The sequence below is a fragment of the Mesorhizobium muleiense genome, assembly GCF_900099905.1.
Lineage (GTDB): Bacteria > Pseudomonadota > Alphaproteobacteria > Rhizobiales > Rhizobiaceae > Mesorhizobium > Mesorhizobium muleiense.
The window spans coordinates 58,306-81,508 of the sequence record NZ_FNEE01000026.1; the positions used below are offsets into that span (position 1 = coordinate 58,306).

Sequence of the window (23,203 nt, forward strand, 5' to 3'; positions counted from 1 at the left end):
GCGTGAACCGTCAGATCGCGACGGAAGGAACCAGCGCCTCGGTATTGAGGATGGCGTCGGTCATGCGGATCGGGATTTCGCGATAGGTGCGGACCAAGCGGCCCTCGACCTGCGCCTGCCCGAGGCCGGTATAGTTCGGGTTGGCTGCGAGCAGCGCACGGTCGGTCGACTGCGCGTCAAGCACTTCAAGAACCTGACGGTTCATGTAGACCGCCGACTTGCCGCCCAGGGCACCGATGCCGTAGACCTGGAACATGCGATAGTAGGCTTTGCGCAGCAGAGCCCACACGTCGACCGTGCCGGCGAGCAGATCGGACACGTCGATATTCGCGATCCGGACGTTGTAACGATAGTCCTTCACGAACGCGCCGATGTGCCATTCGAACACCGTCACCTTGGCGTAGAAGGTGTTGTTGTCGGCGTCCTTCACCGGCTCCTCACCCTTGTCCATGATGTTGACGCCGGCCTTCATCGCCTTCGGATAGAGCAGCGAAGTCGCGTGATCGGCCCAGGTAACGAACCAGATCGAGGTATTGTCGGCACCCGCGCCGCCGCCGTGGATCACCTGATTGGCGACGTTCGGAACGGCCGGGTTCGGAATGTTGGTGTTGTACGCGTTGAAGCGCGCAGCGAGGCCCTTGAACTTCTCGGGCGTCGTGGCTGTGTCATGGTAGAAAATGCCGGTCGCCATTTCCTGGTTCATGACTTCCAGGTACGGCGCGCTGTCCACCAGTCGGGCCTTGGCCGGATCGGGAGCGAGAGCGAGCAAGCGCGTGTCGATCTCGGAGCGGGCGTTGATAAAGCCGGTCGTGTCATCGACCTGCTGCATGGTCGCCTTGGACGCGGCAACACCCTTGTAGAGACGGCCCCAGGAGACGGTAGGATAACCGGTGCGGATCGAGTGGCGATGCACGGCGTCCATATTGCAGGGCGTCGCAATCGCATCGTCCAGGATCGGGTTGTTCTGCTTGAGCAATTCAATGACGGTGCCCTCGGCAGACGCCTTGTGCATGTCGATAAGCTGTGGGTAGGTGTTGCCGATAGTTGCCATAGTCGTTCTCAGCCTTTCGGTGCGTCGTTCGGAAACAACTTGTGAGCGGCCTCGACTGGCTTTCCTTTGCCGCCCGCCCCATCCTGTGGTGGGCTGTCTTCGGAAATCATCGCGCCGACCTTCGCGAATATCCTGATAAGTTCCGGATGGTTGCCGCCACCACTCGCGTTGAGATATTGTTTGAGGCCCGGCGTCCCGAGCTTATTGACGGCGCGTTGACTGGCCTGAACTGTGCCATCCCACTTGTCGCCGCCGATCTCCTCGTCTTTCTTGGCGGTATCGGCCCAACCGGAGATTGTTTTGCCCCAATCTTCCATCCGCTTTTGAGTGCGCGCCGCGTTGATTTTGACGTATTCGTCGGTGAGTTCCTGGGCCTCGCGAACGGTCATCTTTTTCGCGGCGAACTTTGGCCCAAGCGCGTCGAGCAATTCTTGATCGACTTCGACGCCTTCGGGCATCGTCAGCGCATACTTGCCGTCCTCAGGTACGAGATCGAGCGCCTTTTCGGCATCGGTCTTTTCGGTCGGCTTGGTCTTGTCGTGTTCGGCCTTGGCGGCGGCGTTTTCATCTGCCGACTTGGCCGGGTCATCGACGTATTCTTTCCAGTCGGCGGGCGTGTCATCGCCCTCGCCCGGCTTCTTTTCACCAGCAGGAGGATCAGCCGGCTTTTCGCCATCGGCCGGAAACAGGATGCTTTCCGGCTCCTTCGGCGTGATGTCGGCAGGCGGGTCACCTCCACCGCTACCGCCTTCCGCGTTGTAAGCCGCCATTGCGAAAGGCGATGATCCAGTCATCAGCGCAGCGATCCTATTCCTCATCTTCCGTCTCCTGTTTGGCGGCGAGCGCCGCGATGTCCATTGCTTTCAATTCGCCGATATCGAGCAGGAGACGCGGATAGAGGCGCGGATCGATCTCATCGAACTTTGAGATCAGCTTGCGCCCCACGGCCTGTTGCCCGAGCGTGTAGTTGGTGGCGTTGGTGTTCTCGCCCGCGAACGGATCGGCATAGATCGCGGCCTGCTCCAGCATCCAGAAAAGGACGCGCTTGCCAGCCGCGAGCGCCGCGACTTCCCTGAACGCCTTCACCAACTCATTGCGCTCGGATTGTTCCTGCGGAGACAGTTGTTCGCTCAAATCGCCCGACATCAGCCGATCCCCAGCCGCTCAAGCAGCGCGCCGCCGCCTGGGTTGTCTTGAGCGCCGGCCAGCACGGCGGCGGCGTCCGCGCCCTGCTTGGCGGCAGGCGCAACGGTCGCCATCATTTCGGCGTTCTCAGCCATTTGCTGGCGTTGCGTCCTCGCCTTCCGAACCTTGGCGACTTCCTCGTCAGGGATGACAATCGACGGCGGCACGCCCAGGTAGTCGAAATACACGTCAATCGCTTCGTCGCCGTCGAGCTTGTCCAGCACCTCGGGCTTGACTGCCGCAAGCTGGCCGGCGAACGCAAAGCCGCGCTCAATGCTGCCCGTGGCGACGGCCTTCTGTGCCTGGGCGAGGATCGAAATGTATTCGATCTTGAGCGTCTGGTTTTGGATATCGGGCGGCGGCGGCGGCAGCATTCCACGACGGTTCATGATCTCAAATGTGCGATCAATCGTCGGCTCCAGCTGCGCGCCGTAGATGTTTTCCAGCACCGGCCCGAGCGCGAGCAACTTTTCCTCTTTGCGCTCAGCGATCTCGAATTGATTGCGCGGCTGAATGCCTTCCATGTTGGAAAGCATCAGGAACAGATCGGCGTAGAAGATTTCGCGGATATGGTCGCGGAGATCGCGGATGTCTGCCGTGAGGTGCGACAGATCAATGTTCACGTCCATCGCGGCGCGGTAGCCTTTGCCGGTCGGATCATCGACATAGGTGACGGACCCAGGCAGCAGCGACGCCGGATTGTTCCGCATCGACGTTGGCCCGGTCATCGGCGGGCGAACTTTCTTGTCGATAGCTTCCCACTTGCGCTTGGTCTCAAGCTGCAAGCCCTTCACGTCGCCAAGGGCGATCTGCCCAGGCGACAGGGCATAGTGATCGTCGCCGGCAAGCTCCCACGGCGGCGCGATGATCGGGTTTCCATCGAAACCGCTTTCCTCAAACATTTCGAGGCCAGCGCCGCCCGCCGTGTCGCTGTCTTCCCAATAGTTCGACAGGAACGGCTTGTTCTTCTTGTCGATCCTGGACGGATCGCGGTTTAGTCGCGGCTCGACCGCATGCCAGATATCAAAGCGCTCATCGTATTTGCTTTGATCGAACAGCGTCCGAATGCGCGTGCTTACCTTGGAGTAGCCGAAGCGGCTGACGATGCGCTGCACCGACCAACGGAACGTGCGATAGAGCGTCGTGGCGCGGCCTCGCTCATCGCGGGCGATCCAGAACCGGCCGTGCAAGAGTTGCTGCATGCGAACGGTCGACTGTTCATCCTCAACCAGGAGCCCGACCGATTGCCCGAACTGCCCGAGATCGCCATAGCCAGTGTGAAATGCGTTGTAGATATTCGAGCTTGAAAACACCTCGCGCATGCGTTGCTCGACATCGGACAGCCACGTCTTGACCGGCGCGAAGTCCTTCAACTCAGGGTCACTCGTGCCGAAACGAAACCACGGGCGAGCCGGCGACGTGATGCCGGAATGCATGCCCGACGCCAGCGTGCGCAGCGACTTGGTTCCCGTGCTGTCAAGGATGTTGGCGCGACTGGTCGCGCCTTCATTGGTGTTGGACAGGCGCAGGCGCGTCGGCTCAATGAAGTCGGCGAGCGGACGCCAGACCGTTTCCCACGGATTGCGAACTGATTTCAGTTCCTCAGCGCGGCGGCGATGATAGGAGACTTGGCTTTCGTTGCGCGGCGCGTTGTCGGTCATTTGAACGCCCTTGAATTGCTCTGCCGCTGTGCTGGGACAATCATTCCCATCCTCTGTGCCGGGGCCATTATCCTGCTTGCCGGTGCGGACTTTCTCACTGACCGAGCAGCGTTTTCTTTTCGGTCGGAGCCGCCGCCGTGACGCCCGAGCCGGAGGTTAGGATCGTGCTTGTGCCGCCCCTGATCTTGTCGAGCGTGCGCCGGCCGGTGTTCGACCGTACCGCGCCCGCGTCGGGCTCGCGCATGGCGGCAGTCTCGGGCGGAAGCTCAGGCGCGTCGGGAGTGTCTTGCTTCGGGAAGATGCACATTGCGGATCACCAGCAGTTGACGAGGGTTGCGATTGCGAGACCGAACGACGACGCGACGGACGCCAAGGCGAGGTTCGACCGGTACTTTCTAGGGGCAACGTCAGCGACCCAGGCGAGCCCCACAGGAAGGGCCGAAAGCGCAACGCCAATCGGACAAGCGGCGGCGGCGTTTGCGGCGGCAAGCAGGATGCAGAACAGCCGGCCATTCGTGGCGACGTTCTGTGCGACGGCGAGACGGTAAGCGTCGGTCAACTGTTCCATAGGTCGACCACTACGCGCCGATGGTTGCCGTCATGAACTCAGGCGAGCGGATCGTAATCCGTGATGACCGTATGGCCCGGTTGCCCGTTCCTGTGGTGCGCGATCTTCTTGGCGACCGGCTCAGCATGCGTGAGCGCGAGAGCGTCGAGTTTATTGGGCGACGGCAGGCCGCGTTCCTTCATGTCCTCTTTGCTTTCGATCTGAATTTTGCCGTCCAAGCGCGGCACGGTTTCAGGCCCGATGATGTCCTGATAAAGCTCCTCATCGTGCGGATCGATTGCGCCGCCTGCCTTGATCCAGCGCTTCACTCCACCGATCATTTCGGCGCGCTTATTGAGGTAGCCAGGATCGAGCGGCTTTCCGGAGAACCAGATCAGCCGCCAGTTGCGGCCCATGACTTGCCCAGCGCTCACAATGCCCGTGCCATAGCCGGCGTCGACAAACACCGCGTCGGCCTGGTGTTCGTCCTCCAGGCGAGCGATCAGGTTCGCCACCTCAACATCGTTGTCGTTGCGCGCGATGCTGGCGAGGCTCTTGGAGTAGAGCCCTTGCCTCAGCATGATCTCTAGCTTGTCATCGCCCGTCCAAGCCGGATCGACGCCAATGATCACGGGCGCAAAATTGTATTGGCCTGGGCGAAGGTGGACGGCGCGCGCCTTGTCGGCGTCGGTCTCGCTGATGAACTGCATGGCTGACTGGCTCGGGAATTGGCCGCGCACACGAACCTTGACGAGATCGCTATCCTCGCCGTGATCGTCCACTAGGCGTTGCAGATATGCTTTGTTCGTGCCGGGCACCGTGCGGCTATCGATCTGCCGTTGCACCCAGCGATGACGAAAGCGGCGGAAGCACTCGCGGAACCGTCCGCTGTTGCGCGTCGGGTTGCCGAACACGATCCAGATGATGACGGTGTTTTCGTCGGTCAGCGCGCCCTCAGCGACTTCCCAAACCTTGTCATGGATTTTCGACGCCTCATCGAACAGTAGGAGGATAATCCTACCCTCATTGTGAAGGCCGGCGAACGCTTCCGTGTTGTGTTCGCTCCAGGGAATGAAGTCCTGCCGCCAGCTATCGCCGTGCAGCGGATCGCGCGCCTTGATCGACATGGCTTGCACATCGAACCAATGTCCGGTTAGCGAGGTGCGAAACCACTTGCCAATCTCGGGCGCGGTCTTGGTGCGCAACTGGCCTTCGGTGTTGGCAGTCGTGACGATCCTCGCGTCATCCCAGCACGACATAGCCCAATTCGAGAGCATGCCCATTTCGGCTGACTTGCCGATGCCGTGGCCGGAGGCGACCGAGATTTGCAACGGTTGATAGCGCGTCTCGGGATTGGCGAGGTGATCGCCGATGATCCCGTTGATGTCGTCTTGCCACTCACGCGGCCCCTGGTGCTTCTCCAGCGCGCCGACGCCCCAATCCCAGGCTTTGCGCGTCCATCGCTTAGGATTAAACCGGCAGGATGCAGCAAGCTCGATTATCGCGTCATTCGGATCGGCGCGGCGGCGGGCGGCGGTCATATCGCCAACTCCATTTGCCGTTCAATCAGGCCGAAGATGTTCCGCGCATTCATCTGCGGCGTTGCCCAGCGCAGATTGCCGCGCCGGTTGTCCAAGCTATTGCCGTTGCGATGGTCGCCTATGATATGGGCAGGCGTCGGCGGTAGCTGCCAAGCCCGAGCGAGAACGACCTTGTGCAGGAATACGAGAACGCCGCCCTCGCTTCGCACCACGTAGCTCTTGCCGTCGCGGCGCGTGCCATGCGTGACAAACCAGTTGCCACGGCTCACAGCCCACGCGTGATCCTCGGGCGAGATCAGCGTTTCGATCTCGTAGTTCTTCCCACGGCAGACGAGGATTGCGGCCTCACTCATATGCCTGCCGCTCGCTCGATTGCGCCGGCCTTGCACTTCGCCCAGGCAGCATCGAGCCGACGCCACATCGCAACGGCCGATAGCCGCCCAGGTGATCCGCCTGGGAGCTTCCAGTATTCGGCATAGATCGGCTTGAACCTCAGTATGCGGCGAGCGCGGCGCTTGGCGAGATTGTATTCCGCTTTGAGCTTGCGCGAGACGCCGGCCCAATGGACGCCGCATACCCAATCCTTATGAGGCGCGATTTTTTCCGCCGCGATGGTGCGGCGGCAGAACGGCACGCAACAGGCGATCCTATCAGGCATCGCGTTTAGACGCCCGAGCCAGCCGATCCGCGAGCGCATCGAGACCGGTCATGCTGATCTGCTCCTCGAATGCTTTCACGCCAACGTGCTTGCCGATCAGTTCTATGCGGCGCACGCGATCCGACAGCTTGACCTTGCGCACGACGCCTATCTGCGTCCGCTCTTTGCCGTAGCCGTCAAACAGTTCCTCAACGTCGACGCCCTGGACGAGACCCTGCCGCCAGATCAGCGGCCATTCCTTCACCGGCAACAGTTGGCCGTCGTCATCGTAGATGTCGGCGATATCGGCGACCGCCTCAGCGGCGAGGCGAGTAAGCACCCACGCGGCGTCAATTTTGGTTTCTTGCGAGCGCTCAACGCGGGCGGCATCGATCGCGGCCTTGATCTCAGGTTTTGTCAGGTTCTCATGACCGACAGCCGCCGCCGTCTTCTGCGAATATCCAGCCCTAATCGCCGCCTGAGTTGCGTTCAGGTCGATCAAATATTCCCTCACGAATTGCTCTTGTTTCGGCGTCATTGGTCCAGATCGCAATCGCAGCATGCATTAGGCGTTGAGAATTACGCATCAATGGTTGCCGTGAAGCACGCGGATCACGCTGGAGGTTCGGAAGGAGGTTTCTAAGAGGCACTAAACTTTTTTTAAAATGGTGAAAATCGCGTTTATATATCCCGACCTATTTTATAAACCCCACTACCCCTAGCGATTAAAAAGTTTACTGCCTTCTTATAAACTATCTTGTCACTACTTATATTATTGATTTGATTGGATATTTAGAGACGAAGAGGTTTTTAACTGAGAATTTTTTAGATTGTTCGGCAATTGTGAACGAGCATCGGTTTAATGTTCACAGCATTATATAACAGCCTGTAATCTGGCTTAAAAAGATTCCTTAGAAACCTACTTGCGCGGCAAAGCAGTTCGTGTCATGCGTTGTGAAAGACGCAACACTTAAACGGAGGCACATCATGACGCCGACTGAGAACAGGACGCTCGCCCGCAAGGCGTTCGCTGAATACCAGACAGGCACCGACGCCGGACTTGATGTTGTCGACATCATTGCCCGCGAGATCGAGGCCGTCATTCGCCGCGCCTACGGCCTACCGGATGGAGACATTGCGATCCATGAGGATTTCGGCCTGACAGACGCCATCGCCGTCGCGTTCATCGCCGGGCGTTCGCAGATCGATGCCCAGGCGTTGACCGCGCTCAAGTCCGCAGAGGGCGCTGTTGAGGAGCTTTGCCACGGCCAGGACCCGGCAAATCAGTGCTGGGTCACGCTCCAGGAAATCCGCGACGCCATCGCGAAAGCTCCCAGCCATGAAGCCCAATAAAATCGCCGCCGCCGCTCGCAAGAAGATCGCGGGCAAGCCCGAGCTTGAGCACGACATGCGTGACAAGTGGGTGGAAGTTCAGGCCAAGATTGACGCCCATGTCGCTGCGTCAAAAAAGAAGTGGAAGAACTACGAGGCGAGCCATCTGTTCTATGCCGCGCGCCTCGCGATGCTGACGGCTTTTGTTGACGGGAAGACGCCTCAGGAATGCGCCGCCGCCGCACTGGAGGGGATCGACTAATGACTACGCCAAACCTAACCGACCGCGAAAGACGCGTTCTAGTCTATATGTCCGAGGACGTGCCGTCTGACTACGCCGTCTATATGCGAGCAATCTGCGCCGCCGAAGTGATCGAGACTGGCAATGTTCGCCGCGTCGTTCGCTCCCTCGCCCGCAAGGGCATGGTGAAGCTCTCGACCGCGTTCAATCCGGCTGACTGGTCTATCGCCGGCAGCGGATACGCCGTCACTGACGCCGGCCGGGCCGAGGCCGAGCGGATACGCGCCGAGGTGACGCTATGAGCGCAGATCAGATCATCGGGCAAATAGAAGAGCGCTTCCCGAACTGGCGATCATACCGAGACTTGATCGACTGCATCGACTGCACGCTTGCTGAGCTTCGTCGGGTGAAAGAAGAGCAATCGCGGTGGACGAATGTCATCGCGGTCACCGCGCCCGGCCTCTTTCCGCAAGACTACGTGTTCAGGTCGCCGTGCGACCCACCGCTGCCAAAGCCCGATGTCCTGTACATCGACGGCGCTGTTTACAGGAGGGAAATAGCGCAATGACCGCCCTCGCCCGCGTCATCGACTATGAGACCACCGGCCTGCCCGAGGACGCCGATCCCGAGGTGATCGAAATGGGCAGCTATGACGTCAATCTGACGTCGCGCCTGCTTGTGCATCAGAGCGCCTTTCAATCGCTCTGCCGGCCGCGCGGGCCGATCCCGCCGCAAACTAAGGCCGTGCACCACATATGGGAGGAAGACGTTCGGCACGCGCCGCCTGCCCGCGATTTGTGGGATAGGCTGCTTGCCGGTAACGGCACGCCGACATGGCTTGTCGCCCACAACGCCAAGTTCGAAATGCACTTCACGCCGCCGTGGGGCATCCCTTGGATCGACACCTACAAGGTTGCGCGGATCGTATGGCCCGACGCGCCGACGCATTCGAACCAGGGCTTGCGCTATTGGCTGGAGCTACCATGCGACCGCAAGCTGTCCGAGCCGCCACATAGAGCCCTGCCCGACGCCTACGTGACGGCGCATCTATTCGTTCGCCTGCTCGACCACAAGACGCCCGAGGAAATGGCGAAGATCAGCGAGTATCCCGCGCTGTTGAGGGCAATGAAATTCGGCAAGTACCGGCGCAACGGCGTCAACATGACATTCGAGCAGTGCGCGAAAGATGACCCGAGCTACCTGGAGTGGATCAGGGACACAAGCGACATGGACGAGGACACCAAGTTTTCCGCCCGCTACTGGCTGCAAAAGAGAGCGAAATGAGATCATCCATCGCGATAAGCGCCGGCCTCTTTCGCAGCCGAGACGAACGCCTTGCGCGCGTCGTCAACCGTCTTGGTTCCGTCGAACACCTCAGCGCAGATCACATAGGCCGCGCGCAGTTTAGGGCGCACTGGCCAGCCTCGCATCGCCTCAAGCGCGCCCTCGACGGAGTTCACGTCCCGCATTCTGCCGGGCGCGGCCTTGATCGTCACGGCGGGCGAGAACCACAGCATGCCGCATATTTGGCGCGGATCGAAAGGGAAGCAAGATGACCGAGAAAGAGATACCGGCAGATGTGGTTGAGGCGGCGACCGACGTAGCGAGGCGCTGGTATCATGAGGAGTGGGAACCGACTGAGTACATTCAGCAGAAACTTGTCGAGGGCATCGCCCTCGCAATCCTCGCCGAGCGCAAGCGGATTTCGGCGCAGCTTTTCAACCGAGACTGCTTTTTGACATCGGTCGTTGGAGACGGCGACCCATATCTTAAATTCCAGTTCAAAACGAACATGGAAATGCGCGACTTCCAAACCGCCATGGAACAGCTTTCTAAGGTTTCGAGGCCGTGAGCCATGCCGCCCGCCTAGCCCGCGAGGACGCGATCACAGACGCCTTGCGCGCTGTGACGACGGCGCTTGGCGACGATCTGCCGACCGACCAGGCGTTCAGGATCATCGACGCGATTAAACGCTTGCGCGACGGCCAGCCGGCGCGAGTGACCTCGACCGAGCGGCGCGACTATATGGCCGAGGTTCAGGAGAGGGCGCGCACAGCCTGGACGCAAATATACCTGATCGAGGATCAGCGAGGCGCGGACTGCATCGGGCCGCAGGCAGATGCGACGGCCGGCATCGACACGCCTCTAGGCCGCTTGCGCGTGACCACATGGCGGCGATCCTGGATCGGCGAGCGCGGCCAACGGATCGCCTGGGCGAGCGAATATTATTTGAGTGAGGAACCTATCACTGTCGCCGAGATCAAGGCGGCAGGACTGGCACAGAGACCGACCACACGAAGGCGGCGGAAACTATAGGCAACAACGTGCGGCAGGAGGCCCAGGAAAAGTGAGTGCATGCGCAAAACAGAATGATATCGACGCGTTTGTGAGCGACTTCGGACGCGGCGACAAGATCACGGTCATGATGATGCCAGATCAACGCCGATGGCAGTTCGCCAACATTACCGCCGAAGCAGCCCGCCAGCTTGCCCAGCGGTTGACCGACGCCGCGAACAACGCGGAAAAGAATTCCCAAGTGAACTAGAAAAAAATCGATGAGGCCCGGCTAATGTCGGGCCTTTCGCCTATTGACAGGCTTATAAATGTGACTGTAATGTTGCGATTAACACATCAACTCAACAAGGATCGCAACATGGGCCGCGTAGTCAACGACTGGAAGCCGATTGAAGTTGAGACCGCCGAAATCGCGCCTCACCGCTATCTCTGGAGCGGCGCTATTGGAGCGGACGGCCAGCGCCGTGGAGATATCGCAGACGCCAAGACATACGCCGAGGCCAGGGCTCGCATCCCCTACAAAGAGGGCGACGTCATCTATATTGATCGCGGCGGCAAGGCGGCGCGAGCCCTGATCTATCGCGTCTTGATGATCCGTGATCGCTACGGCGACCGCCGCGAGCTTTACAAGGTCCAAGTCGAAACGCGGGACGGTCTTTTTTCCAAGATGTGGGAACAGGCTCATCCTGGCTTTGTGCAGCGCGGCTATAAGCGCGCCGGCCTCGCTCCAGAAATCCCGGAGTGAGGGCAATGAGAGCCACCCCGAAATTCCGCACGCCCTACGGCATGACCGGCGCTGACATCGCCGCCGCCCTGAGCATGAAGCCGCGAGCCAAGCAGGCCGTGACGCTCATCAGCAAGCGCCACGGCGGCGGCTTGCCCGCTCGCATCCTCGTCCTCGTAGAAGGCGAATATTACGAGGTTCTGGAGCGGACCTTTGACGAACTCAACAGGGGTGTGACGCCGGCCGAGCTTGAGCTTGAGCCGTACAACCCCGCCGACGATTTCAACGACGACTTTGAGGGCTGAACCATGATCGACATCGCATCGCTACCCGACAGAGCCCTTTCGATCATGCAGCCCTGGGCTTGGCTGATCGTCAACGGCCACAAAGACATCGAGAACCGCGATTGGCCGACGAAGTTTCGCGGGCCGGTATGCATCCACGCCGGCAAGAAAGAGGACATGGATTGCTTTTATTCACTTACGGACCCTGCTGGCCCTTTCCACCCGGTGACTGATGAGCCGTTCGCCGTCGACACAGGGGCGCGAGAGATCGAAAGCACGGATGGATGGGCGACGTATAGCGCGCCAGACTGGAGCCCGCTACGCGGCGGGATCGTCGGCGTGGCCGAGATTGTCGATTGCGTCGACGCCAGCGACAGCCCTTGGTTCGTGGGGCGCTACGGCTTCATCATCCGCAACGCGCGGCCGGTCGAATTCATCCCGGTCAAGGGCGCGCTCATGTTCTTCGACTGGAGGAAGAACCTATGACCCCGTTCGCATCCGTTGCCCTGTTCCGCCGCAACGGCGGCGTTGCCTTCAAGCCGCCGCGCAAGGAGCGGCCCGACGACGTGACCCAGGCGCGCAAGGCCGCTATGCGGTATTGGGCCGGCCACCACGGCGAGGCGCTGATCAGGGTGTTCCTTGTCCGCGAGTTCGCCGGCCGGCTGGAGATCAGCGAGCGCGGCCCTGCCGATGCCCTTTGGAAGGGTTACAGCCGCGAGATCAGAGGCGCGGAGGCCGAGCCCCACATTGCCGCCTGCCTGGGCGAGCTTGGCATTGATCCGAACGCCGCGCCGCCGCCCCTGCCCGACATGCTGAACATCAACGGGTTTGTTTACAGGAGGGAGATTTAATGGCCGGCGATCCGATTTGCGTCCGTTGCGCGAGCCAGGAACGTGGCTCGCTGCCGCTCCCGAAAGACTGCCTATGCGGCGATCACCCAGCGCCGGCTAAGATACCGGCAGATGTGTTGGATGCCGCCCGCCGCGCCATTGCCGAGCGCGTCGGACCCGAGGCGCGAAGCCAATACCTCGCCGGGAAGCTAGACCATTTGTCTGTGATCCAGGCTTGCGCGTCCGTCATCGTAGCCGAGCGCAAAAGGGCCGCGCATGTAGCCCATGGATGGATGCACGACAACGGCCTTGGCGCGAACGCCGCAGATGTAGCCCTGGAAATCATGAAATGATCCACCTCCTATTCAACGCCGACGCGATCCCACGCACCACGACGCGCGAGCAATGGCGCGAGATTGACAGATGGCGGCGCGTGACCGAGCGGACCTTGCGAGCCGAACGGGAGCGCCAGATTGCGAGCATCATCACCTATGGCACCTCGCACCCGGAGATCGTCCGCGACTTCATCGAGAAGGCGATCAACCCGCCGATCATGATGTACCCGAAACCCAAGGCATTTCAGAGCGACCGCGATATCCGCATAACCCCGGGCTCCGTTTGGATGGTCGAATGAACACCGCGTTCCTCCTAATGGCGCAGTTCGACGGCGCGGCTGTGATCCCGGTCGACAAGGTTTGCCGCGACTATTTCCAGCACCTCACGCCGCAACAGTTCATCCGCAAGACGACAGAGGGCGAGATCGATTTGCCCGTGGTCAGGATCGAGAGCAGCCAGAAGGCGGCGAAGGGCGTATATTTGCTCGACCTCGCCGCCTGGATTGACAAGCGCCGAGAGGCCGCGAAGAAAGAGAACGATCAGCTACAGGGGCGAAGGTGATGACAGCAGAAGAACTGCGCACTCATATTCTCGACACACTGGCGAAGCGCGAGAACGTTTGCCGGAACGCCGCCGTCGATCCGCAGCGATCAAAGCGCCTCCAGCAATGGGAGCATGGGCGGGCCGACGCCTACAAGGATTTCAGAGAGTACCTAGCCAAGCTTGACCTCAGGGTTTCGAACGATGGTTGACGCGGCCGATCTAAAGCACATGTTCGAAATCGATCCCGACATTCTGCGCGCGCCGCGCCGCGATAATTCGGCGTACCTGGAGACAATCGCCCGCATGAGGAAAGCGGCGCTTGACGCCGAGATCGCCTTGGGCGGGAGCGTCTACATTTTCCGCCAGGAGATCGAGGAGAGCGACGGCAACTACATAATTAAGACGGAGTTTCGCCGCGTCGGCGAGTGAACACATTCGTATCCTGCGCCAAAATCAGAAGCTCGGAACTAAGTTCCGGGCTTTTTTGTAATCACAATTGTATCACAAAGACTATTGGACGCCTTGGAAAGCAACGTCTTTCGTCCGATCGTACATCGGCAAACCGGCAACGAAATCGCTCATGCCGGGACTTTGATCGTTACGCTGAGAAAATTTGACGAGGCCATTGACGCGCACCTGGGCATCGCTGCCGGCAATACCCAAAAATTCATTCTTTCGGCGGCTCGGCCGGTACCGGCGCACTGCCAAGCCCATTGAGGCTGCGCCCCCTGACGCGCGGCTTGAACGCCCGGCCCGGTTCCGGCGTGCGCCGCAGCACCGGGTGGACGATCGGCTCCTTGGCCTTGAAGGCATATGCCTTGAGCAGCGCGAAATAGTTCGGATAGGCATAGCCATTGTTCATCCGCAGCCACTCGTCACGGCGCTCGCGAAACAGCTTCGGCAGCCTGTACCAGGCCACCGTCGGGCTCTTGTGATGAACGAAATGCAGATTGTTGTTGAGGAACAGGAACGACAGCGGCGAACGTTCGACGATCACCGTACGGCCTTCCGGATGCTCCGACCACTGATGCTCGGCGAAGGTGCGGATCGAGATCAGCGACTGGCCCAGCCACACCGGCACCAGGATGTAGAGCCATAGCGGGATGCCGAAGCCGAACTGCACGACCGGCAGCACCACGGCGAGGCCGATGGCGTGCAGCAGCCATGCCTTGCGGATCACCTTGTCGCCGGCAAGCATCTGCCTGGCATCGTCGATGAAGAAGCCGGTGCACGACAGCCACGGGCCGAGAATGAGCCGGCCGATCATGGTGTTGTTGATCTTCAGCAGGAACTTCATCGCCGGCGGCAATTCGTCATGGTGCCACAGCGCCTTGTAGTAGCTTTCAGGATCGTCAAGCGGATCGGTCAGCCGTTCGTCGGCATGATGGCGCAGATGAATGGTCTTGAACCGCCGGAACGGCCAGACAAGACCAATCGGCAGGAAGACGAAAGCTTCGTTGAGCTGCGTATTGCGGGTTGGATGGCCGTGCAGGACTTCGTGCGCCAGCGAGGATTGCAGCGCCGCCATCAGGGCCAGAACGACGAGCGCCAGCAGCGGATAGGACGGCCACAGGAACAGGCCGGCTGCGAGCCAGGTGCCGTAGCAGAAAAACGCGAGGAAGACGGTCGGCCATTCGATGGCCGGTGCATTGCGTCGTCTGTTATTCCTGCTTGTCATGGATCGACCACTGCCCTTCCAGTCGCCGGAACCGTTTTGATTCCTGACAGCATTGTGTCAGGAGCCTCGTGATGCTGCAACGCGACAAAGCGCACAAAATGTTGCGATTGCGCATTTTCAGCCGCATGTGTTATCTATTGTAAACGGACTTGAGGATTCATTTACGCCCAAAGTGCTACGTTGGCGGGTTCGGCGAATTTTTTTTCTCCCAATGGCCGGAATGACGATATGGACAAACGCGACCTGTCGACGGTCTTTCGGGAGCGCCTGAAAATGCTCCTGACACGATCGGATCTGAACCAGTCGGCCTTCGCGACTGCGGTGGGCATCGACCGCTCGGCGCTTTCGCAGCTGCTATCCGGTGCCTCGACACGCCTGCCCCGCGCCGAAACGCTGCTCAACATCGCCGCCGAATTCAAAGTGTCGCTCGACTGGCTGCTCGGCCTCAGCCAGGACGAAGGCCTCACCGGTGAAATCCGCGAGAGCCTGGAGATCGAGGAAGCGCCTGACGGCTTCGACCGCACGCTGCTGGCCAGATGGCATGCCGAGGCCGCGGGCACGAAAATCCGTTACGTGCCGGCCGGCATTCCCGATCTTCTGCGCACCGAAGCGCTCGTCGATTACGAGGCCGGTATCGCCAACAAGAGCCGTGAGGCCCAGGCCGGCGAGACGCAGTACCGCATCGACTACAACCGGCGGCCGGAAACCGACATGGAAGTCTGCATGCCGCGCCACACGCTGGAGATCTTTGCGCGCGGCCTGGGCGTCTGGGACCGTTTCCCTGAGGCCGCCCGCCACCAGCAGCTTCTTCACATGGCGACGCTGCTCGACGACCTTTATCCCACCTTCCGCCTGTTTCTCTATGACGGGCGGATGCGCTATTCGATCCCCTACACCATCTTCGGGCCTTATCGCGCCGCCATCTATGTCGGCGACATGTATCTGGTGCTGAACGCGACCCAGCCGGTCCGCAAGCTGACCAGCCATTTCGACAATCTGATCCGCGCCGCCGACATCAATGCGCACGAAGCCGCCAGCTTCACCCAAAGGCTGGCGGAAATGCGATTTTGACGGCTTGCTTCCTGCACCGACATTGACGTCATATAAAGATTTCTTTATATCCTTATCTCGACAAACAATCCGGAAGGCGTGATTTCCAATGACCAATCCAATCGACGCTTTGCTTGCCGAAAAGGGCGTCCTGCTCGCCGATGGCGCCACCGGCACCAATCTGTTCGCCATGGGGCTCGAGGCCGGCGAGGCTCCAGAGTTGCTGAACGAAACGGCGCCGGACACCATCACCAGTCTGCACCAGAACTTCGTCGAGGCCGGCGCCGACATCATCCTGACCAATTCCTTCGGCGGCACCCGCCACCGGCTGAAGCTGCACCATGCGCAGGACCGGGTTTACGCGCTGAACAAGCGCGCCGCCGAGATCGCCCGCGCCGTCGCCGATAAGGCCGGCCGCAAGGTCATCGTCGCCGGCTCGGTAGGCCCGACCGGCGAGTTGCTGGTGCCGCTCGGCGCCATGACCTATGAGGAGGCGGTCGAGGCCTTTGCCGAACAGATCGAGGGCCTGAAGGCCGGCGGCGCCGAAGTCGCCTGGATCGAGACCATGTCGGCGCCGGACGAAATCCGCGCCGCAGCCGAAGCCGCAATCCGCGTCGGCCTGCCCTATACCTACACCGGTTCCTTCGACACCGCCGGCCGCACCATGATGGGGCTGTTGCCGAAGGACATCCACGGCGTCGCCGATGGCTTGTCGCAGGCGCCGCTCGGTGTCGGCGCCAATTGCGGCGTCGGCGCCTCCGACATCCTCGCCTCACTGCTCGACATGACCGAGGCGAAGCCGGAGGCGACGGTGATCGTCAAGGGCAATTGCGGCATTCCGGAATTTCGCGGCGCCGAAATCCACTATTCCGGCACGCCCGAATTGATGGCCGACTATGTCAGGCTCGCCGTCGATGCCGGCGCAAAGATCGTCGGCGGTTGCTGCGGCACCTCGTTCGCCCACCTCGCCGCCATGCGCAAGGCGCTCGATGCCCACACAAGGTCGGATCGCCCGACCGTCGAAAAAATCGTCGAGCGCATCGGCCCGATGCGCAACAAGCAGGCGACGGTCAACACCGTCGAGAGCAGCGAAGCCCGCCGCGAGCGCCGGCGCAGCCGCGCCTGACGCAATTGAAAAGGCCGGCAAGGTTTCCCTGCCGGCCTGCCTCACCGCCCATCGGCGGTTTTCCGTATCAGAACGATCCCATCTGAGGAAAACCGGCCGTCATCACCATTACCGGTTACCGCCGAGCGCCGAGGCGAGGCGCACCAGCGAGAGAAACTCGGACCGGTAGCCGAACGGGTCGGCTCCCCGGGCGGCAGTGGCAATCTCCATGATCTTGTCGTAGCCGAACTTCGCGGTCGCATCCTCGTCGCGGAGCTTCTGGCCAAAAGCTGCGACGGCAACGGAGAAGCGCTGGTCGATGCTGGCCTGGTCGAAATCAGCAACTTCGTTGGCCGATGTCACCGGCGTGGTGATCAGCTTCGAGGCATCCCCGTTCGGCAACTTGTAGCGGATCTTGACGAAGGCATATTCGTCGGCATTGGCGACGCCGCCATTGTTCGCCGCAGCCTGGCCGTAGCGCAGCGGATCGATCTTCTGGCCGCCGCTGCCGTTCGGCGTGATCTCGTAGATCGCAGTGACCGAATGGCCAGAGCCGATCTCGCCGGCATCGACGCGGTCGTTGTTGAAATCCTCGCGGTTCAAGGCGCGGGTCTCGTAGCCGATCAGCCGGTATTCCGAGACTTTTTGCGGGTTGAACTCGACCTGGATCTTCACGTCCTTGGCGATGGTGAACAATGTCGAGGACGCATCCTCGACCAGCACCTTCTCCGCCTCGGCCAAAGTGTCGATATAGGCGGCGGTGCCGTTGCCCTTCTGGGCGATGGCCTGCATCATCTGATCGTTCAGGTTGCCGCGGCCGAAACCGAACACCGACAGGAACACCCCGGTCTTGCGCTCCTTTTCGATCAACCGCTTCAGATCGTCGTCGTCGGTCTGGCCGACATTGAAGTCGCCGTCCGTGGCCAGCATCACGCGATTGATGCCGTCGTTGACGAAGGATTTCTGCGCCAGCCGATAAGCTTCCTTGATACCTGCCTCGCCGGCCGTGCTGCCGCCGGGCGCCAACGTGTCGATGGCATCGAGGATCTTGTCCTTCTCCGAAACCTTCGTCGGCTCCAGTACAGTGCCGGCATTGCCCGCATAGGTGACGATCGAAACCGTGTCGTCGGGCTTCAATTTGTTGACCAGAAGCCGGAAGGCCGACTGCAGGAGCGGCAGCTTGTCCTGCTCGTTCATCGAGCCCGACACGTCGATCAGGAAGACCAGGTTGGCCTTGGGCTGCTCGGCCGCCTTGGCGTCGAAACCCTTGATGGCGACATGCATCAGCCTGGTGTGCTCGTTCCACGGCGTCGGCATGACGCTGACGGTCGAGTTGAACGGCGTCGAGGCAACGTCCGGACCTTTCCAGTCATAGGGGAAGTAGTTGATCATCTCCTCGACGCGGACCGTGTCGGCCTGCGGCAAAGCACCTTCCCTGAGCGAGCGCCGCACGAAGGAATAGGAGGCCGTGTCGACATCGATCGAGAAGGTCGAGACCCGGTCTTCGAGCGCGGCACGCACCGGATTGCTCTTGAAATCCCCGACGCGGTCGCGGTTTTGCTCCGGCAGCATCTGGTCGGCCGGCATGGCCTGCGGCTGTACCATCAGCTTGGATTCGGCGCCTGGCATGCGGCCAGCCCGCGTGGCTCCGTCGGCTTCCGGAGGAGATATAGACATCATCACTCTGCCAGACGGCGCAGCTCCACCATCCCTTGCGAACTCACCTTTCGGCGCAGGTGCCGGCTCGGGCGCCGCATTGCGGGCCAGAGCGTCCTGCTGCGCCAGGCCGGCAGCCGATTGTGGCTTCGGCGGCGATGCCGGCGCGACAAGCGCCTCGGCTGCGACGCGGTTTTCGGCGTCGGCATCGGCTTTCTTCCGCTTGTCGGCCTCGGCTACGGTGAGCGGCCTTACCGTTGCCGGCGCTTTAGCCGCTGGTTTATCGGCCAGCGTTTCGGTGATCTTCTCGTCCCCACCGGAATAGAACGGCTGCTCCTGCAGCATATAGATCGTGGCGTATCCGGCGATCGGCAGGGCGACGAGCCCGGCAATGGCCGGCGTGGCGAAGAGTTTCTTTTGCATGATTTCGCTCCAGAGCTTTTGTGCTCGCTCTGTGAGACGAAGCCCTTTCGCCGATCCTTGGGCGGCAGGTGAAGTTTTTTCGCCCATGTCGTAGGCACGCATGGCCGCCCCTAAGGCACGCCCCTTCGCCGCGGTACCGGGCGGCGGTGCTGCGATGTCGCGCAGCCTGTTGAGTTCGTTGTCGTCGACCATGATCACACTTCCCCGGCTGAAAGCATGAGCGCCTTCAACCGTTTCTTCGCTTCATGGATGTGCCAGGAAACCGTCGCCTCCGAGATGCCCATCGCCTCGGAAGCGAGTGCGTGGCTCAGCCCTTCGCCATAGACGAGCAGCACTGCATCGCGCTGCTTGTCCGGCAGCATTCGCACCGCCGCCCAAAGCGCCTCGGCTGGATCTTCGGGCTCGGCCGGGGCCTCTCCCGAGATCAGCCCGTAAGCCCCATAGGCTTCGGTCTTGATCGCCTCGCGGATGCTCTTGCGCATCATGTCGCGTGCCGCATTCAGCGTCATGGTGTAGAGCCAGGTGGTGAAGGCGCCGCTGCCATGATAGTCGCGGATCGCCCGGCCGAGCCGGACGCAGACTTCCTGGGCGATATCCTCGGCATCGGCCTTTTTCCCGCACCAGCGATAGGCGGCGCGATAGACGAAGTCATAGTGCCTTTCGAGCAATTTGCCGAAAGCCCCCCTGTCACCGCCCTTCGCACGACCGATCAGCTCGGCGTCGGAGGCTTCGCTTTCATCCAGCATCATCGCCATCATTTGCCTGTTGGACGAAGGCTAATGGCGATTCCTTGGGGTGATGGAAGGATTTTTTTGCAGGGCGGTCAGATGACCACCAGCGGGTTATCGGGGTCGCAATGCGGTGTTCAAGTTTCGTGCGGCATTCGGCGACGCTATAGGCCCGCGAACGCGACCATGTGGAAGGCTTGAACCTGTGGCGGATAGCGATAGGCCGCGCCGTAGGGACAGGCGTTGCGGTCGAGACAACCGCCGGTTCGGCAAGCCGCGCCGTTGTGCCCACGCACATGCGCCAGACATGTTCCATGCGCGAAACCATCCGCAGAATAAGCGTCGACCGGACAGGATTTCAGGCAAGGTTTGTCGACACATGCATCGCAAAGGTGAACCACTTCGCGAGTTTCCCCAAACGCAATCTCGTCGTCAAACAGCAGCGCGCCGCGATAGGCGTGCCAGAGCCCGTATTGCGGATGCATGAGGATGCCGAGCGGCGACGGTTTCAGACCCTCCGCCTGCATCGCCCATTGCTGGAACGGCAGATACGGTCTGTCGGACGGCGACACGGCGCGCGCGCCGAATGTCTTCGCCACTGCGCCGATCACTTCGCGCGACCATGCATCGAACGGATCGGCAACAGTTTGCGATTGGCCTTCCCGCCAGCGCAGAAAATGCGGCCACGGCGCGGCGCCCGCCTGCCCCACCAGCAGGACGGATCTGGCGGCAGCGCCGGAGAGACCGGAGGGTGTTTCCTCACCGCCTGCAAAATTGAAGCCGCCGCGCAGGATGAGGCCGTGGGCGGAAAGCGCCGCCGCTATATCTTCGACCATGCTGCGCTCAAGGATCATCCCTTCCTGTCCGGCTCGGAGAAGGCGCTCCGCCAGACTTCCTTGTGGATGATGTTGGCGACTTTAGCCCCGCCTGACTCGGGCTCCTTTCAAGTGAAGGCGTCGGCCATCGACGCCTTCTTGCTGGCGATGAAGTCCTTCAGCCCATCGTCGACGCCCTGATCGAGATGCGGCGCCTCGTAGTTTTCCAGCCAGCGGCGGGCGAGTTCGTTGGCGCGCTGCGGTGCCGACTTTTCGCCTTCGGCCAGCCACTGCTCGTAGGAATTGTTGTCGGCGATGCTGGAACGGTAGAAGGCGGTCTGGAAATTGGCCTGGGTGTGGTCACAGCCGAGATAGTGGCTGCCCGGGCCGACCTGGCGGATGGCATCCATCGCCTGGCCGTTCTCAGACAGGTCGACGCCTTCGGAGAACTTCTGGGTCATGCCGAGCTGGTCGATGTCCATCATGAACTTTTCGTAGCAGGAAGCGAGCCCGCCCTCGAGCCAGCCGGCCGAGTGCAGCACGAAATTGGTGCCGGCGAGGATCGTCGAGTTCAGCGTGTTGGCGCTCTCATAGGCCGCCTGCGCGTCCGGGATTTTGGAGGCGCAGAGCGAACCGCCGGTGCGGAACGGCAGGCCAAGCCGGCGCGCGAGCTGCGCCGCGCCATAGGAAACCAGTGACGGCTCCGGCGTGCCGAAGGTCGGCGCGCCAGACTGCATCGAGATCGACGAGGCGAAGGTGCCGAACAGCACCGGTGCGCCCGGCCGGATCAGCTGCGTGAACGACGCGCCAGCCAGCACTTCGGCCAGGACCTGGGTCAGCGTGCCAGCGACCGTCACCGGGCTCATTGCGCCGGCGAGGATGAACGGCGTGACGATACAGGCCTGGTTGTGGCGCGAATAGACTTTCAGCGCCCCCAGCATGGTCTCGTCGAACACCATCGGCGAGTTGGCGTTGATCAGGCTGGTCAGCACCGTGTTGTTCTCGACGAAATCGTCGCCGAACACGATCTTGGCCATCGCAACCGTATCTTCGGCGCGCTCCGGCGCGGTGACCGAGCCCATGAACGGCTTGTCCGAATATTTGATGTGGCTGTAGATCATGTCGAGATGGCGCTTGTTGACCGGCACGTCGACTGGCTCGCACACCGTGCCGCCCGAATGGTGGATCGACGGCGCCATATAGGCGAGCTTCACGAAATTCCGGAAATCCTCGATCGTCGCATAGCGCCTGACGCCGTCGAGGTCGCGCACGAAGGGCGGGCCGTAGACTGGTGCGAACACCGTGGCGTTGCCGCCGATCTGCACCGAACGTTCGGCATTGCGGGCATGCTGGGTGTAGACGGACGGCGCGGTTTTCAAAAGTGAGCGGCAGAGCCCCTTCGGGAAGTGCACGCGCTCGCCCTTGACGTCCGCGCCGGCCTCTTTCCACAGCTGCAGCGCCTCGGCGTCGTCGCGAAAGATGATGCCGATCTCCTCGAGCACCGTGTCGGTGTTCTTCTCGATCAGCGCCAGCCCTTCCTCGTCCAGCACCTCATAGACGTTGATCTTGCGCTTGATGTAGGTGAGTTGGGTGCCGGGGCCGCTACCCGAGCGCGCCGCCCGCCGGGCAGCGGCACCACCGCTGGCGGCGCGTCCGCGCCGCGCGTTTGACGCTTCCTGGTCGACCGGCGCGTTCTCACTCATGATCGTTCTTCCCTGACTTTTGTTCTGGCACAATTATTACGGCCGCATATCGCGGCTTCTGGCCGGATCGTAGTCATGCACCCTATTCGAAACGGCCCGCCAGCGCCAACGCCTGTCGCAAAATCGACAAGAATTCCAATAGATTTGCAGTCGCTTTCCTTTTGCGGGAAGTCGCAAATCAGCTATGGACGCAAGCCTGTAGCGGGTTAGGTATTGACGTGATATTTGAGGCCCCCGCAATTGCATCTGTGCGGCAAGGAGCTGGATTAAAAATGGCCGACGACGAGATCATCCTTTCCGAGCTTTCCGACGACGAACTCGTGCAGCAGATGCACGATGACCTTTATGACGGGCTGAAGGAAGAGATCGAGGAAGGCACCAACATCCTGCTCGAGCGCGGCTGGGCGCCTTACAAGGTGCTGACCGAGGCACTGGTCGAAGGCATGCGCATCGTCGGCGAGGATTTTCGCGACGGCATCCTGTTCGTGCCGGAAGTGCTGTTGTCGGCCAACGCGATGAAGGCGGGCATGTTCATCCTGCGTCCGCTGCTTGTCGCCACCGGCGCGCCGAAGCAGGGCAAGATGGTGATCGGCACCGTCAAGGGCGACATCCACGACATCGGCAAGAACCTTGTCGGCATGATGATGGAGGGCGCCGGCTTCGACGTCATCGACCTCGGCATCAACAATGCGGTGGAAAAATATCTCGACGCCATCGAACAGCACCAGCCTGACATCATCGGCATGTCGGCGCTGCTGACGACGACCATGCCCTACATGAAGGTCGTCATCGACACGATGAAGGAAAAGGGCATCCGCGACGACTACGTCGTGCTGGT

Annotated in this window: 37 protein-coding genes; 20 read left to right on the plus strand and 17 right to left on the minus strand. The window is 61.1% G+C overall.

The features are described 5' to 3' along the window. Positions 1–10 precede the first annotated feature (10 nt). The 10 genes from BLT09_RS28810 to BLT09_RS28855 form a co-directional block, all read right to left on the minus strand. Entirely contained in the window at positions 11–1,051 is a 1,041-nt protein-coding gene (locus tag BLT09_RS28810) for a major capsid protein (protein ID WP_091599736.1), read from the minus strand. Positions 1,052–1,059: 8 nt separating this feature from the next. Then, positions 1,060–1,845: a hypothetical protein gene (locus BLT09_RS28815; protein ID WP_139172707.1), complete on the minus strand. Its 786-nt coding sequence runs from the start codon at positions 1,843–1,845 to the stop codon at positions 1,060–1,062. Positions 1,846–1,858: 13 nt separating this feature from the next. Continuing rightward, complete coding sequence (locus tag BLT09_RS28820) at positions 1,859–2,197, minus strand: hypothetical protein (protein WP_091599743.1); 339 nt, start codon at positions 2,195–2,197, stop codon at positions 1,859–1,861. Further along, positions 2,197–3,897 (minus strand): portal protein, encoded by a 1,701-nt coding sequence (locus BLT09_RS28825; protein ID WP_091599746.1) that lies wholly within the window; start codon positions 3,895–3,897, stop codon positions 2,197–2,199. Before BLT09_RS28825 ends, BLT09_RS28820 begins: the two co-directional genes overlap by 1 nt. Positions 3,898–3,991: 94 nt before the next feature. Continuing rightward, entirely contained in the window at positions 3,992–4,204 is a 213-nt protein-coding gene (locus tag BLT09_RS28830; RefSeq protein ID WP_091599749.1) for a hypothetical protein, read from the minus strand. 6 nt (positions 4,205–4,210) lie between these two features. Next, positions 4,211–4,465 (minus strand): hypothetical protein, encoded by a 255-nt coding sequence (locus BLT09_RS28835; RefSeq protein WP_091599752.1) that lies wholly within the window; start codon positions 4,463–4,465, stop codon positions 4,211–4,213. Positions 4,466–4,503: 38 nt separating this feature from the next. Beyond that, positions 4,504–5,985, minus strand: a complete 1,482-nt coding sequence (locus BLT09_RS28840) for a terminase (protein WP_244529162.1) — start codon at positions 5,983–5,985, stop codon at positions 4,504–4,506. Next, complete coding sequence (locus BLT09_RS34520; RefSeq protein ID WP_091599754.1) at positions 5,982–6,338, minus strand: HNH endonuclease; 357 nt, start codon at positions 6,336–6,338, stop codon at positions 5,982–5,984. Before BLT09_RS34520 ends, BLT09_RS28840 begins: the two co-directional genes overlap by 4 nt. Continuing rightward, on the minus strand, positions 6,335–6,643 hold the full coding sequence (locus tag BLT09_RS34525) for a hypothetical protein (protein ID WP_167366567.1): 309 nt from the start codon (positions 6,641–6,643) through the stop codon (positions 6,335–6,337). Before BLT09_RS34525 ends, BLT09_RS34520 begins: the two co-directional genes overlap by 4 nt. Then, entirely contained in the window at positions 6,636–7,124 is a 489-nt protein-coding gene (locus tag BLT09_RS28855; RefSeq protein WP_244529164.1) for a terminase small subunit, read from the minus strand. Before BLT09_RS28855 ends, BLT09_RS34525 begins: the two co-directional genes overlap by 8 nt. Positions 7,125–7,609: 485 nt before the next feature. Between BLT09_RS28855 and BLT09_RS28860 the strand changes: the two genes are divergently transcribed. Genes BLT09_RS28860 through BLT09_RS28880 form a run of 5 tightly spaced genes read left to right on the plus strand, consistent with a single transcriptional unit; the run spans position 7,610 to position 9,479 of the window. Further along, entirely contained in the window at positions 7,610–7,975 is a 366-nt protein-coding gene (locus BLT09_RS28860; RefSeq protein ID WP_091599763.1) for a hypothetical protein, read from the plus strand. Further along, positions 7,962–8,216: a hypothetical protein gene (locus BLT09_RS28865; RefSeq protein ID WP_091599766.1), complete on the plus strand. Its 255-nt coding sequence runs from the start codon at positions 7,962–7,964 to the stop codon at positions 8,214–8,216. The genes BLT09_RS28860 and BLT09_RS28865 overlap by 14 nt, the downstream gene beginning before the upstream one ends. After that, the gene (locus BLT09_RS28870; RefSeq protein WP_139172709.1) at positions 8,216–8,497 is read left to right on the plus strand and encodes a hypothetical protein; all 282 of its coding nucleotides are present in this window, start codon (positions 8,216–8,218) and stop codon (positions 8,495–8,497) included. The genes BLT09_RS28865 and BLT09_RS28870 overlap by 1 nt, the downstream gene beginning before the upstream one ends. Further along, positions 8,494–8,763, plus strand: a complete 270-nt coding sequence (locus BLT09_RS28875) for a hypothetical protein (protein WP_091599773.1) — start codon at positions 8,494–8,496, stop codon at positions 8,761–8,763. The genes BLT09_RS28870 and BLT09_RS28875 overlap by 4 nt, the downstream gene beginning before the upstream one ends. Then, entirely contained in the window at positions 8,760–9,479 is a 720-nt protein-coding gene (locus tag BLT09_RS28880; RefSeq protein WP_091599776.1) for an exonuclease domain-containing protein, read from the plus strand. Before BLT09_RS28875 ends, BLT09_RS28880 begins: the two co-directional genes overlap by 4 nt. 2 nt (positions 9,480–9,481) lie before the next feature. On the opposite strand, the gene BLT09_RS28885 is transcribed toward BLT09_RS28880, so the two are convergent. Beyond that, positions 9,482–9,712, minus strand: coding sequence for a DUF982 domain-containing protein (locus tag BLT09_RS28885; RefSeq protein WP_091599779.1), 231 nt, complete (start codon positions 9,710–9,712; stop codon positions 9,482–9,484). Positions 9,713–9,747: 35 nt separating this feature from the next. Between BLT09_RS28885 and BLT09_RS28890 the strand changes: the two genes are divergently transcribed. Genes BLT09_RS28890 through BLT09_RS28940 form a run of 12 tightly spaced genes read left to right on the plus strand, consistent with a single transcriptional unit; the run spans position 9,748 to position 13,636 of the window. Further along, a complete protein-coding gene (locus tag BLT09_RS28890; protein WP_091599781.1) occupies positions 9,748–10,047 on the plus strand; it encodes a hypothetical protein in 300 nt (99 codons plus the stop codon). Beyond that, positions 10,044–10,511: a hypothetical protein gene (locus BLT09_RS28895; protein ID WP_091599785.1), complete on the plus strand. Its 468-nt coding sequence runs from the start codon at positions 10,044–10,046 to the stop codon at positions 10,509–10,511. Before BLT09_RS28890 ends, BLT09_RS28895 begins: the two co-directional genes overlap by 4 nt. A gap of 31 nt (positions 10,512–10,542) precedes the next feature. Beyond that, positions 10,543–10,740, plus strand: a complete 198-nt coding sequence (locus tag BLT09_RS34020; RefSeq protein WP_139172710.1) for a hypothetical protein — start codon at positions 10,543–10,545, stop codon at positions 10,738–10,740. Between the two features lie 24 nt (positions 10,741–10,764). Next, positions 10,765–11,235 (plus strand): hypothetical protein, encoded by a 471-nt coding sequence (locus BLT09_RS28900; RefSeq protein ID WP_139172711.1) that lies wholly within the window; start codon positions 10,765–10,767, stop codon positions 11,233–11,235. Positions 11,236–11,240: 5 nt separating this feature from the next. After that, positions 11,241–11,519 carry a hypothetical protein gene (locus BLT09_RS28905; RefSeq protein ID WP_139172712.1) on the plus strand — a complete coding sequence of 93 codons (279 nt, stop codon included), beginning with the start codon at positions 11,241–11,243 and terminating at the stop codon, positions 11,517–11,519. Between the two features lie 3 nt (positions 11,520–11,522). Beyond that, positions 11,523–11,984 carry an ASCH domain-containing protein gene (locus BLT09_RS28910; protein ID WP_091599791.1) on the plus strand — a complete coding sequence of 154 codons (462 nt, stop codon included), beginning with the start codon at positions 11,523–11,525 and terminating at the stop codon, positions 11,982–11,984. Next, positions 11,981–12,349: a hypothetical protein gene (locus tag BLT09_RS28915; RefSeq protein ID WP_091599793.1), complete on the plus strand. Its 369-nt coding sequence runs from the start codon at positions 11,981–11,983 to the stop codon at positions 12,347–12,349. Before BLT09_RS28910 ends, BLT09_RS28915 begins: the two co-directional genes overlap by 4 nt. Then, entirely contained in the window at positions 12,349–12,681 is a 333-nt protein-coding gene (locus BLT09_RS28920; protein WP_091599795.1) for a hypothetical protein, read from the plus strand. The genes BLT09_RS28915 and BLT09_RS28920 overlap by 1 nt, the downstream gene beginning before the upstream one ends. Then, positions 12,678–12,962: a hypothetical protein gene (locus tag BLT09_RS28925; RefSeq protein ID WP_091599797.1), complete on the plus strand. Its 285-nt coding sequence runs from the start codon at positions 12,678–12,680 to the stop codon at positions 12,960–12,962. The genes BLT09_RS28920 and BLT09_RS28925 overlap by 4 nt, the downstream gene beginning before the upstream one ends. Next, positions 12,959–13,225, plus strand: coding sequence for a pyocin activator PrtN family protein (locus tag BLT09_RS28930; protein WP_091599799.1), 267 nt, complete (start codon positions 12,959–12,961; stop codon positions 13,223–13,225). The genes BLT09_RS28925 and BLT09_RS28930 overlap by 4 nt, the downstream gene beginning before the upstream one ends. Next, a complete protein-coding gene (locus BLT09_RS28935; protein ID WP_091599801.1) occupies positions 13,225–13,416 on the plus strand; it encodes a hypothetical protein in 192 nt (63 codons plus the stop codon). The genes BLT09_RS28930 and BLT09_RS28935 overlap by 1 nt, the downstream gene beginning before the upstream one ends. Continuing rightward, positions 13,409–13,636 carry a hypothetical protein gene (locus BLT09_RS28940; protein ID WP_091599803.1) on the plus strand — a complete coding sequence of 76 codons (228 nt, stop codon included), beginning with the start codon at positions 13,409–13,411 and terminating at the stop codon, positions 13,634–13,636. The genes BLT09_RS28935 and BLT09_RS28940 overlap by 8 nt, the downstream gene beginning before the upstream one ends. An 81-nt stretch (positions 13,637–13,717) precedes the next feature. On the opposite strand, the gene BLT09_RS34530 is transcribed toward BLT09_RS28940, so the two are convergent. Both BLT09_RS34530 and BLT09_RS28945 read right to left on the minus strand, forming a co-directional pair. Continuing rightward, positions 13,718–13,870, minus strand: coding sequence for a hypothetical protein (locus tag BLT09_RS34530; RefSeq protein WP_167366568.1), 153 nt, complete (start codon positions 13,868–13,870; stop codon positions 13,718–13,720). A 4-nt stretch (positions 13,871–13,874) separates the two neighbouring features. Next, the gene (locus BLT09_RS28945; protein ID WP_091599805.1) at positions 13,875–14,885 is read right to left on the minus strand and encodes a fatty acid desaturase; all 1,011 of its coding nucleotides are present in this window, start codon (positions 14,883–14,885) and stop codon (positions 13,875–13,877) included. A 228-nt stretch (positions 14,886–15,113) separates the two neighbouring features. On the opposite strand from BLT09_RS28945, the gene BLT09_RS28950 reads away from it, so the two are divergent. Further along, positions 15,114–15,956 carry a helix-turn-helix domain-containing protein gene (locus BLT09_RS28950; RefSeq protein WP_027154489.1) on the plus strand — a complete coding sequence of 281 codons (843 nt, stop codon included), beginning with the start codon at positions 15,114–15,116 and terminating at the stop codon, positions 15,954–15,956. Positions 15,957–16,044: 88 nt separating this feature from the next. Then, a complete protein-coding gene (gene bmt / locus BLT09_RS28955) occupies positions 16,045–17,061 on the plus strand; it encodes a betaine--homocysteine S-methyltransferase (protein ID WP_091599807.1) in 1,017 nt (338 codons plus the stop codon). A gap of 108 nt (positions 17,062–17,169) precedes the next feature. Here the strand turns inward: bmt and BLT09_RS28960 are convergent, their stop codons facing one another. From BLT09_RS28960 to BLT09_RS28975, 4 genes are all read right to left on the minus strand, one after another. Beyond that, positions 17,170–19,311, minus strand: a complete 2,142-nt coding sequence (locus BLT09_RS28960; RefSeq protein ID WP_091599809.1) for a vWA domain-containing protein — start codon at positions 19,309–19,311, stop codon at positions 17,170–17,172. Between the two features lie 2 nt (positions 19,312–19,313). Continuing rightward, on the minus strand, positions 19,314–19,874 hold the full coding sequence (locus BLT09_RS28965) for an RNA polymerase sigma factor (RefSeq protein ID WP_091599827.1): 561 nt from the start codon (positions 19,872–19,874) through the stop codon (positions 19,314–19,316). Positions 19,875–20,011: 137 nt separating this feature from the next. Beyond that, on the minus strand, positions 20,012–20,701 hold the full coding sequence (locus BLT09_RS28970; protein WP_091599811.1) for a hypothetical protein: 690 nt from the start codon (positions 20,699–20,701) through the stop codon (positions 20,012–20,014). 89 nt (positions 20,702–20,790) lie between these two features. Next, entirely contained in the window at positions 20,791–22,365 is a 1,575-nt protein-coding gene (locus BLT09_RS28975; protein ID WP_091599813.1) for a trimethylamine methyltransferase family protein, read from the minus strand. A 272-nt stretch (positions 22,366–22,637) separates the two neighbouring features. Between BLT09_RS28975 and BLT09_RS28980 the strand changes: the two genes are divergently transcribed. Beyond that, positions 22,638–23,203: corrinoid protein (locus BLT09_RS28980; protein WP_091599815.1), on the plus strand; the 566-nt coding region annotated here is incomplete at its 3' end.